The 11350-nt window shown below is 57.2% G+C and carries 5 protein-coding genes; 2 read left to right on the plus strand and 3 right to left on the minus strand.

The genetic code is table 11. The features are described from left to right. Positions 1–18 precede the first annotated feature (18 nt). On the minus strand, positions 19–1641 hold the full coding sequence (locus RDV48_15095; GenBank protein MDQ7824126.1) for a YkgJ family cysteine cluster protein: 1623 nt from the start codon (positions 1639–1641) through the stop codon (positions 19–21). Beyond that, positions 1641–3386 (minus strand): YkgJ family cysteine cluster protein, encoded by a 1746-nt coding sequence (locus RDV48_15100; GenBank protein MDQ7824127.1) that lies wholly within the window; start codon positions 3384–3386, stop codon positions 1641–1643. Before RDV48_15100 ends, RDV48_15095 begins: the two co-directional genes overlap by 1 nt. Before the next feature lie 290 nt (positions 3387–3676). Between RDV48_15100 and RDV48_15105 the strand changes: the two genes are divergently transcribed. Next, the gene (locus RDV48_15105) at positions 3677–4438 is read left to right on the plus strand and encodes a hypothetical protein (GenBank protein ID MDQ7824128.1); all 762 of its coding nucleotides are present in this window, start codon (positions 3677–3679) and stop codon (positions 4436–4438) included. Positions 4439–4842: 404 nt separating this feature from the next. Beyond that, entirely contained in the window at positions 4843–8115 is a 3273-nt protein-coding gene (locus RDV48_15110) for a hypothetical protein (protein ID MDQ7824129.1), read from the plus strand. A gap of 7 nt (positions 8116–8122) precedes the next feature. Here RDV48_15110 and RDV48_15115 read toward each other — a convergent pair whose 3' ends face one another. After that, the gene (locus tag RDV48_15115) at positions 8123–11191 is read right to left on the minus strand and encodes a DUF2339 domain-containing protein (protein ID MDQ7824130.1); all 3069 of its coding nucleotides are present in this window, start codon (positions 11189–11191) and stop codon (positions 8123–8125) included. Positions 11192–11350 lie beyond the last annotated feature (159 nt).

An 11350-nucleotide genomic window follows, 5' to 3' on the forward strand; every position in this document is an offset into this window, starting at 1 on the left:
GTCCTGTCGTAAAAGTTTTCAGCAATGTTCGAGAGAGTGTGAGCCTATTCCTCTCATGCACCGCGCCGCCTCCTCCTCCAGGGCGTCATAAAGAGTCCCCAGCATGCGGTCCTCATTGAGGTGGATCTCATAGGGAGGCACTTCACAGGCCCTGGTGGTCTTTGTGGTCATCTTCACAAGCCCATCCCCGCACTCAACAGAGAGGATGTTCTCCAGGAAGCTGTCCTTCCTGGTGATGATGCTCATTTCCAGGCAGAGCGTGTCAAGAGGGGTATAGCTCTCGCACACATGGGGGCGCGTGCCGTACATGGCGCAGAGGGCCGCTCCCCCCCGGGAGTCTTCCAGGAATATGCAGTCGGCCAGGCTGTGGATGAGGTCAAGCTTCGTGCCATCCTTCTTTGCGAGGAGGGCGTCAGCCCTGTTCCAGGAGAAAATGCCTGGATGAAGATATCTGTCACGGGCCTCCTCCTCGGTGATGCCGAGACGGCCTGCAATCTTGTCAATGTCGTGGGGGTTGATCTCCACCTTGAAACGCCGGCAGCACTCACCGCAGAGAAAGCACTTCAGGTCGGCATGCCAGAGGGCTTCCCACAGGGCGGGATCGGTCGATGCGGTGAGTCTTTCCATGAAAGCCTGCACCTTGTCCTGGAGCGCCTGATGGCTGCCGTATTTCATCAGAGCCCTTGCAGGCTGCCCCTTCAATGTACCCCTGGCCTCGAGCCTTTCGGGGTAAAGAGTTAATGCCGTGAAGGTGAGCCCGCCCTCATAAGGGCGGGCCTGCCGGGGGGTAGCCCTGGCAAGCTCCACGAGGCGGGCGAGCTTCTCGCGGATGATCACAAGGAGCCTCTCGTATTTTTTCTCCGGCGCCGCCATCGACGAGATTTTCCCGGCAAGCTCGCCGAGCTTTTCCCCGGTTACCTTGCCGCCTTCAAGGGCCAAGCGCCGTAACCCGGCAAGGTCGCCATCAAGATCATTTACGGCAACCTCGAATGAGGTATCGGGGATCTGGAAGGCGCCTGCCGCCTCCCGGAGCTCTGCCACCTGCGATTGCAGCAGAGAATCTTCATTCCATGGGAATTTTACAGACCTTCCAGAGCTCGAGGTGGCTTCAAGGCCATCGTTCCCTATCTCGATCATTGCAAGGTGAAAAATGAGCTTCCCCGTCTCCTTGGCGCAGCAGGCCATCGAGGGCTCAAGATCACGGCAGACCGAGGGCCTGGAGGGGTAAATCTCGCAGCGGTAAGCTTCGGTAGTCCCTTTGGAAAGAAAGGCGCACTGCCCCTCGATGCGCCTGAGCGTGCCGTCAGATTCACACCAGGTAAAGGCGCGGTCTATGAAGCGGTGGCGGAAGGCCTCCTCATCATCTTCATGGAAAAAAAGGCAGATATTCCTGATTTCCCCCGCAGTGACAGGCACGGGCCGTGACCTGCAGCAGTTGCCGCACCGGGTGCAGATGTCCCCGAAGAGCTCCTGCCTGAAGCGCTCCACGACATACTCGGTAATGGCTCTCACGGGGGTGCGGAGCGCCGGGTAGTCGGCATACAGGAAAGCTGCTTCCTCAAAGGTGCCGTCGCCGAGGGGAGAGGACACGTGGATCCTGTTGACGGTGCAGGCAAAGGATGTCTCTTCATTGATGAGCATCAGTCTCTCCTTGCCGGCTTTTCTGCTGATGATCCGCCGCCTGCGTCATCGTCTCTGAGGACAAGGGCGGCGACTGCACCGTCAATCCGGCGGCATAGTTCCTGAATCTGCATATTCTCCGGGAGATAGATCTGCAGGGGGGCAAGCTTCCATCGGAGGATGTGGAGCGACGTGAGGGACAGGACCTTGCCCTTCACGGTAAGTGAGACGATGTTTCCCGCGTGGATATCTGGTCTCTCGCTGAGGCCCACCCTCTGGCAGGGCTTGTTGTAAGGCGAATAATTCGAGCATGTAGAGGGCCTTGCCTGATAAATGGAGCAATATTCCCTGACGCCCTGAGACTTCAGAAAAACGCAGGCAAAGCGCGGGGCGCATAGTTCTTCCGGGGGCCGGGGAGGCTCGACGGCCCCTTCCGTTTCACTCGATCTTTCGAAAACATTCTCATACAGGGAGCTCCAGTAGTCAGACTTCCCCGAGGGATCGGCCTTCAAGAGCAGGCCGATGTGCTCGTTCCAGGAGTAAGGGCCTTTTTTGAGATATCTCTTCCATGTCTCCTCAAGGGAGATTTCGAGGTGGCAGGAGATACGCTCAATATCGTACGGGCTGATCTCCACCCCGTAGCAGCAGCAGCATTCGCCGCAGAGAAAGCACGTGGCATCGGTGTTCCAGAGGGACTCCTGGACGACAGGGTCCTGGGACTGCCCTATGAGTGCCACAAGCTGGCGCACCAGGGAAAGAAGGCCGGGGTTGTCGCGGTAGGAAAAGGAGCGGGGCACCTCTGTGCCGTTTACCGGGGTGAGCACCGAGAGGAACTCGGGATAGAGAGTGAGGCTCTCGATGAGCCGGGGGGGCTCTTCCCCGCCGCGCTCCATTCTCGCCGTCTCCTCGGCGATGAAGGCTGTCATCCTGCTCACCTTGGCGAAGAGAAATCTGAGGGACTCGCTCTCGGGCGGTGCCGCATTGCCCAGGGCCTCCATTTTTTCGGCAAGCTCCTCAAGCAGCACCGCGCACTCCACCGTCATTCCCTCCGTGAAGAATACATAACGGATCCTGTCAAGAACGCCGTTGGCGTCACCGAGCATCTTCCAGAGAGGGTCGGGCTCCTCATCAGGGATGCCCGAGAGAAGGTCTCTCAGTGCGTCAATGGCTTCAGTGAGCTCAAGCTCCAGGGAAGGATCCTTTTCGAAGGACTGCCCCTCCCTGCGGGTAATCTCCACTTTTCCCGCCAGGATCGTGATCTTCCCGATGTGGGTGATGAGCTTCCCCGGCGATTTCAGGCATATCTCCATGGCGGGCTCGAGAGAGGCGCAGGCCAGGGGCTTTACGGAATGCACGGTGCAGGCAAAGGTTCCTGCCGGGTTCTGCTCCAGGAAGACACATCTTCCCTCATGGCGGCGCAGGACGCCGTCGCGGCTGTTCCACGTCAACGAGGGCTCTATATATGAAGACCTGAACGGATCTTCGAAAAACTCTCCCCTGTGCTGGGAGATACGCTGAATATCCCTCGAGGTGACAAGGGGCATCTCCCCCATGCAGCAGCGTCCGCAGCGTCCGCAGATATCGGCGAAGATTTCCCTGCCGAAGCGGTCCGCCACAATGTTGACGACAGCCCTCACGGCATCTCTCAGCGCCGTATATTCGATATAGCTGACCTGGCGCCGGCTCTGGCCCTCTCCCGGCGACGGGGTGACCACAGTGAGGCTGTCAACGGAGAGCTCAATGACGGTGTCCTGACGGATATCCATGAAGCCTTCCTGCCGCAGGGGTCCGGACCTGAGGCCCATTATCACATCTCTCTGGATTCACCGGTGGCGGGGAATAATCCTGTAAACATAGTTTACGAGCCGGCAACATACTTAACAAAAGCTCTTTTTATCACAGGCCCCGGCAGCATCGACGGAGGGGCTTTCATCTCCTGACAATGACTTCATGGAGGAAAGGGAGCCGCGCTTCGGGCTTTTCCAAATACCTGTTGCATAGGTGGCCGATTTGTTGTATTATTATGATGTACTCAATGGGGAAGGGGACCACTGCCATGATAAATCCAGCCTTTCACCGCATCACCTCTGCACCAGACTCCATGCCGCAGCCCGGGGACGCCCAGGCAGGCCCCGCGCAGGACGTGGCCGCCAGGATGGCCCGGGAGACCGCCGGGGAGCACCCCGGAGTGAAGCGGCTTCACCAGGAGGTCGTGGAGCTCACCGGGAAGAAGGAAGCCCTCTATCAGGTCCTCACCCTATCACGCGATGAGCGCCTAGAGATTCTCAAGAGCAGCAATCCCACCCTTTATGATGAGATCGGCAAGTCAGTTTATAATAAGCTCAATTCCACGGCCTTCAGGATATGCGCGGGAACCTGGCTCGCCGGCGCCGCCGTGGCCATAGGCACCGTGACGGCGGCGGTGATGGGCGCAGCCATATCGACTCCCCTTTCTCTCTCCTTCCCTGCCTTCCTGGGACTGGGAACGGGTGTCTCGAGGCTCTATCTCCATCTCGCCGAGAAGAAAAAAGGCCCGGCGATGAGGGACGAGCTCGCTATTAAATGCTTTGAATACCAGAAGGGCGAGCTGGAGCAGGCCATAGAGAAAAAGAAGGCTCAGGAAGAGGAGCTGGTGAAAAAGGTCGCCTCCGACAACCAGGCCCTTGTCGATGCCGCTTCAGGAAGCGGCGCTGGTGGCGAGGCAATCAAGGATGAAGACGGATTTGTCGATATAGGTGGCGTGAAGCTGAAGGTGAACAAAAGCATGGACCTCATCACCGGCCCACCGCTCAAGGCTCTGCATCCCTGGCTCTCATGAACGTGGTGACAGGATACCGGAGAGGACTGGTGTTGGGTGCGCTTCTGCTCCTCGCCCTGGAGGGATGCGTGAAGACCCCCCCTGAAGCTCGCGAAAGAAGCCCTCAACGAAAAAAGCAATATCTGAATTACTGGAGCTCCGCTCCGGACCATGAAGAGACCACTAAAGCTCTGATAGCCATCTACAAGGAAGCGGTTGACCTCCTCCGGAAGCACGGCGCAAAAGAGTGACGACCCGGCCCCGGACAGTCCCTCCCTTCGCTCCGCAGCGGCTCCCCTCCCTAGGAGCCGCCTTTCCAGCTCCAGGAAAGGGTATCACTGATTGATGGTAGAAATTGCCTGTATGAAAAAGGCCGTGCCATGCATTAAAAAAAGGGTCTCTCCTCCCGGGACCGGGGGGAAGCCATGAGCAGCGGGCCTCCCGCAGGAGGCGGGGATACGGGACATGGTGTACTCTATGGAGCCGTCGATACAAGGATGACCGCCTCAGGCTATGAGGAGCTCCGGTTCCTCTGGGACGAGTTCAAGCGCCTCAAGGTGAAGGATCTCTCCAATGAGCGCATTGAAAAGCTCCAGAGGGCCCATAAGAACCTCCTCGTTGACCATCCCGCCCTTCTCTACGGCGTTGCGCTGCTTATAGGGTTTATCGCCTTCTGCCTCTCGCATTTTGCGCCAGGTGTGCCTTTCTCACTCTTTCTCCTCTGCACAGGCTCACCCGATCCCTTCAGAGATGCTTTCATCCCGTCGGCCGACCTGTGGTTTGACCTCTCCACAGGGCTTGGCATTGCCTTCATTGCCTGTGTCGCGATAATCGCCCTCCATCGCACGGTGCTTTTTCCATGGCGCATGATCTCGGCGCTTGATTTCGGCTTCATGGTGACCTTGGAGAACTACCGCAGGTGGTTTGAAGGCTGCGGCAGGACAGAGAAAACCCTCGGCACGCTGAAAAGCCTGGGAATCAATGAATACTGGGATAACCCCTCATACTGCGTCTTTTACGAGGAGGGCGATGACCTTGCCGTCCTTGAGCCCGGCCCCTCCCTGGTGCAGAAAGCTCTCAGGGACGTGCTGGGGTTCAAGAAGCAGAAAAGGTTTCACCCGGGGAGGTACATAGAGAGCCTCAAGGACAAAAAAGAATCGGTGACTGAATTTATCGATTCACACCAGGAAAAGATTGAACTCAACAAGAAGGGCGGGCTGCCTGCCGGGGAAGGAATCGAGCTTCTGAAACATTTGAGAGACTGCTTCATGAAAGCCGGGTCCGAAGGTTTCACTTACTTGAGCGCTATCATATCAGCCCTGGAGAACGATGACTCGGTACCGGAGGGCTTTATCAAGGCAAGCGCCTGGGAAAGGGATCCCTGGAAGGATCTCACGAGGCAGAAGGACTTTTACTCCTCGGCCTCGCTGAGAACGGGGTCGCTGAAGGATACCCTGCAGCGCAGGACCAAGGGGATGCTGGGCCCCTTCGGCTACATGCGCAACAAATCAATTTCGGCGCTGGATTTCAGCACAAAGGAGGGGAGGAAGGCCCGGGCGCGCCTTGCTGCATGCCTATACCGCGATGCCGCCGGCGGGGAACAGGCCCTTCTTTTCGTGGACGGCGTCGAGGGAAGGGCAAGCGTGAAGCCTTCGCTCATCAAGAAGGCCATAGAGGATTATGCCCTGCGATGCGGCTTCAGGACCGTATGCTACTACAGGTACCCCCTCAACAAGGTGCCCGAGAGGTTCGTGCGCCATGTCGCGGGGTGCGGCCACCTCCTGGAGGAGATCACCCTCTCCTATGCAGATTCCTCAACACGCGAATACCTTGATGCCTTCGGCCTCCCCTTCGAGCCTTACGAGTATGCCTTCCCTCGAGGCAAGGTTCTGGGATATGCCGTCGATCTTGACGACCAGGTGCAGAGAGAGAAAAAAGTGCCGTCAAGGGCAGGGCTTTTTGCAGGGGAGTTTCTCAGGAAAGGCCTCCTCCATGCACTCACCTATGCCGCCATAGCCTTCGGTGCCTTCATGATGTACAGAAGCGGGCTCACCGAGCCGCTTTATCTTTACCTTGCAGTGATGGCCGCCCTTCTTGCCTATGATGCCGTATACCACAGAAGAGCCCTGCGGGTGAAGGATGACAAGAGCGCATCTATGCCGATGCCTGAGTTCATCACGGAAATCCTGGAAAAAATCAATCAGAATCCCCTGGCGGCAAAGATGGGATATGGCCCCAGGGCTCTCGCAAAGGCAGGGGAACTCCTGAAGATCTTCCCTTCCCCTCGTCGCGCTCTCCGCTATTTCTTCGAGGAAGTGCTCTACAACGTATCAATAAAGGATTCAGACCTGGAGAACATGCTCAAGTTCCTCCCGCCGCTCCAGGGAAAGCGGAGAAAGGCCCTCGACGAGGCCTTCTCCCTTTTCTGGAGGAAGAGAGACTGCGGGGCGCTTGAGAGGGCGCTCTCGGAGGAAAAGGAAGCAAGGGAAGCTCTCAAGCAGGAAGTGGTACGCAGGGCGAGGATCTTGCAGAAAATGGCAAAGATAAAGGATATTGACAGCGGCACGATAGGGTCAATTCTCAGGGTCTCGCGGGCAATGAGGCTTGACGTTGAGCAGGCCGTGGAAATGACCCTGATAAACACAAGGATCCTGAAAGGCCTCTGGAAAACGCCGCGGCCTCTCGCCACGCTCTTTGTCCCCCTTCTCTATCTCCTCCTGTTCCCGTCTCTGATAAGCCTGATAGAGAGCGTTTCCGGGGCTCCCCTGAGCATCCCCTGGTGCCTCATCATCTTCGCCCTCCCCTCCATAGGGGCCTCCTATTTCATCACCACGCGCCTCCCCGTGGCACCGGGGATTCTCACCTACCGAAGGACAGGAGAGTACATGGGAAGAGTGTTCCGGAAAGACTTCCAGGTTTCCGCCGTGCAGCAGGCAATGGCCCGTTCTGGAATAGACACGGGGGAGTTCGGGCAGGGGAGGGTTTACGAGAACAGAGAAAAGGGTGTCAGGATAGTCATCCATGACAAGAGGACCCTCGAGGGGGCCGTGGGCTTTCTCACCTCCGGCGAGGAGGTCGGCAACTGTATTGCGCTCAACCACGCCATTTCATGGACATTGCCCCCCCTTCTTTGCGACGATTCAGTCATGCTGGGCGATATCCATTACAGGGGCTCACAGCAGAAATACCAGCAGAGGGGACAGGTATGGATGATTGCCGCCCTCGAGGGGGACACCCCCGTCCTCACCGTGAACAGCTTTGAGTTCAATAACGAGGGGGCAAAACACCTTGATGAGCTCATGCCCGAAGCCGTCAAGGCCGTCCTGGACGTGGCGCGGAAGGGCCGTTTCAGCAGAGTCTACGCGGGAATTACGGAGTTTGCAAGAGACTACCTGGACGGGAATTTCAGGCAGGCCAGGGCGGCAGGGCCGGTAAAAAAGATCCACACTGCCGACCTGGGCTTCAGCTACTATTTCGACGCCTACGCGCTCAGAATCAATTTCGCGCGGCGGCCCGCGGCGGGAGATTACGTGTACCTCGAGCGGCGCGATTTGGGGAAAAGGCTCTACGCGCTCTCCTTCGCGCTCGTGGAGCTTTTAAGCGGAAACCGTGCAAAATGCAGGGCATTCCTGGACACGGTGAAAAACGCCCATAACATGTGGGAGCTCTCTCCGCCGGGGAATGATGCGGAAGCATAGATGCCCCTCATGCCCCTTCGGCGGCCATCCTGCCGTGTCTTGCTCTCTCAGAGAGAACATGCCTTTTCCTCTGGTAGAGGAAAGAGGTTATCAGGAGCAGGACCCCCATGATGATGGTGGTCGTCACCCTGTTGTATGCATTGAGCACTGCCATGTCCACGAAACCAATCTTGAGCATTGACGCGCAGAGTAGCAGGAGACCGAACTGCCTGAACACCTTGAGCTCCATCATCACGCCGTAAGAGATAAAGGCAAAGGCAGAGACGCTCCAGAAAACCGACAGGACTACCTGGAAACTGTCGAGCATGCCGTAAAGCTTGTAAAGCACGAAGGTGAACTGGAAGCAGAAGATGAAAAGCGCCAGTGTCACAATGAGGTTGCGCACGTCGTAAACGCGCCATACCATGAGGGCCGCCATGGAGTATACCGCGACGAGGACCGCTATGAAAGCGACTTCCTGGAGCTCAATATGCCCGGAAGCGGCTATGGTCATCCTTCCCCCTGCGATCATGAAGTTGGCGTCAAGCACGATGGACTTCAGAAAAGTGACGAAAAAAATGACAAGGGCAAGGGTGGTGTAGTTCCTCGAGCGCGAATCCCCGCCCGAATAGCTGCGCAGGGACTGGAGCGCCATGGGGGCCATTACCGAGCTGAAGGTATCGGTGCCTCCTTTTTTCATGGAATAGATGAGAAGGGCCATTGCAATGAGAGCCCAGGCTATGGTGGAGAGGGCGCCGGTGGATACGGCAAAAAAGCTCTTCATCACTATGGCAATGACCATATAAGGGATGGCTCCTGTCATCCATCTCTCGTGGCAGGGAATTTTATCCTCGCGGGCCATCAGCATCCAATATGAAAGGGCAAATATGCCTGCAATACAAATGAGGGCTCCGAAGTGACCGCCGGGGAGGATATGCGGCGCAGCACCCACGCAGAAGGAGAGCGGCCGGCCGGCAACGAGCGCAAGGGATGTTATGGCCATCCCTGCAATGGCGATCCTGTGGAGGGATATGAGAATATCTTGATATTTAAGGCTCAAAGCGGCCAGCAGGGCAAGGGTGACGGCAGCGGAGAGCGACGGGGGTACATATACCAGGACGGCGCAGTAAAATGCCGCGCAGGCCATTACCACGAGGCTTCGCATTATCATGCCGGCCGTATCGCCGCCTTCAGCCTTCCGGGCATACATCAGCGCGAAGCTCGCGAGGAATATGAGCGATGAGGCGAGGTAGAGAGCAAAGCCCGACAATGGCTCCAGCATCACGCTGTCCCTCACCGGCATCGTGTAGAAAAGGATCACTGCCGTGAAGGCTGCTGCCATGGCGCCATATCCCCTGAAGAGCCAGGAATATTCTCTGAAGGAGCCGAGGCTCACCGCAAAGGCGATGAGAGAAGCAAGCCCGGAAAGCAGGGGAAGCGCCAGGGGAGAAGGAGCATAACGGATAATTATGAAGCCAGAGATGGCCATCGCGGTGAGGAGCACAAGGCCTTCGGCGGCCTGGTCCTCATCCTCGATTAAGTCACGCTTTGCATAGAGCATTCGGAAATAAAGGAAATAAGCTGCCGCTGACGCGATGAACACTGAGAGCCTCGTGACGGCAAGATCCGCACTCCCCTCCATGGAAGGTATGACAAGGAAAAGCTGCATCGCGTCAAGGAGCAGCGCAAAGTATGAGAACCTCCTGAGAAGCTTTCTGTAGTCCCTGCTCCCAATCCTGAAGCTTGCGGCCATAAGCGCGAAGGCCTCGATACCCCAGAGGCCTGTCACAAGTGAAAACCATGCAGTGCCCTTCGACAGGAAGGAAACAAAGCTTATCGATGCGGTGAGGAAAAGGAGGCCCATCACGGCGTTGTTCTCCACTATTTCAGCGAAGCCGTGCGACTCCTCCCTGAGGCCATGGGCCTTCACCGCGAGGGCAAGATGGATTCCTGCCATGCCAAGGTAGATGAGAATCGGCCAAGGCGCAGCCATCCTCATCAGCGTGAAGCATGAGGCCACAGCAAAGGCTATGGGGTTCACATAGGAGATGACAAGGTGGTAATCGCTGCTGGTTTTCCGCACGAAGTGGAGTATGTTGTTTGAAAAGAGATAGATAAGGTAGATGGCGGTCAGGAAGCACAGCGTGATGAGGGGATCGCATGAGCGGAAAAAATGAAGGTAGAGGCCATAGGTGGCAAGAAATGAAAGGGTGAGGTAGGAGTCCCATTTCTTGTAGTATGCCACGTAGGCCACGCCCAGGTTTATCGCCACCAGGTAGAGGGCAATGAGGCCGGGGCCCGTGAAACTGAACCTCATGAGGAAGGGCGCCAGGAACACGGTGACAAGCATCGTGGCGCCGATAAATTTTGAGTCATAACGGAAAATTGCAAGCCCTGACGAGGCCACGACAGTGAATATGGCTGCGAAGAGAAGGGGTGTGCTGATGAGGCCGTAACGGAAATAGGAGGCGCAGACGGCAAAGAAGATGATGGTAAAGCCTCCCGCGACGAGAGGGCATGCAAATTTCTCCATGTTCCTGAGGTACAGGTGATTGCCACCAGCTATCATGACAAGCCCCAGCGCAACAGCGGCACCGCACTGGAGTACGCCGCCCGCAAGGCACGTTGAGAGAGTGACTGTGAGGTACGTGGCTATTCCTATCAGAAGAAAGAGAATGCCGAAGAAGTTCAGGTATGATCCCGCGAAGGCCATCTCCCACCGGGGAGCCTTTTCCGTGTATTCCTTGCTCTGCGATGAGGGCGGGGGGTATACTGCGCTCATGGCGGATGGCTTTTCCTTCGGCAGGGCCGGTGCATTCACCACTGATCCACCGGCAGGGAGTTCCCTCGGAGCCGGAGCCCTCTCTTCCAGAAATCCATGCGGGATGACCGCAGGGCTGGATCCACTGCCTCCAGCCCCCCTCTTCCCGGGCCTTGCCTCGCGAAGCTTTGCCGGCTCCGCCCGCTTCTCCAGGCTTTTCTTCATAGTGGCAAGGGCGCCTTCAATCCTGTCAATCCGCTCCTTTTCCTCATAGACGCGCCCGAGGGCAGTGCATGCCAAGAAGAACACTATCACGACGGCAATCCAGATAATCATGGGCTCTCCTCCCTTAAAAAGGCTTCTCTGTAATTTATTCCCTGGAAGGCGGGATGATAGACAGGCTATTGTGAAAAAGAAGGCCCTCTCTGATCCCTCAAAATCCCCAGGGGCCTTTGCCGAATGGGATGAGCTCCCCCTCGTCCTCCCTTTCTCCTT

This window comes from Candidatus Eremiobacterota bacterium (genome assembly GCA_031082125.1).
Taxonomy (GTDB): Bacteria; Vulcanimicrobiota; CADAWZ01; order CADAWZ01; family Ess09-12; genus Ess09-12.

Bases quoted from the DNA above. Each gene is read 5' to 3' on its own strand.
- RDV48_15095 (MDQ7824126.1), bottom strand. From the start codon at position 1,641: ATGCTCATCAATGAAGAGACATCCTTTGCCTGCACCGTCAACAGGATC.
- RDV48_15100 (MDQ7824127.1), bottom strand. From the start codon at position 3,386: ATGGATATCCGTCAGGACACCGTCATTGAGCTCTCCGTTGACAGCCTC.
- RDV48_15105 (MDQ7824128.1), top strand. From the start codon at position 3,677: ATGATAAATCCAGCCTTTCACCGCATCACCTCTGCACCAGACTCCATG.
- RDV48_15110 (MDQ7824129.1), top strand. From the start codon at position 4,843: ATGAGCAGCGGGCCTCCCGCAGGAGGCGGGGATACGGGACATGGTGTA.
- RDV48_15115 (MDQ7824130.1), bottom strand. From the start codon at position 11,191: ATGATTATCTGGATTGCCGTCGTGATAGTGTTCTTCTTGGCATGCACT.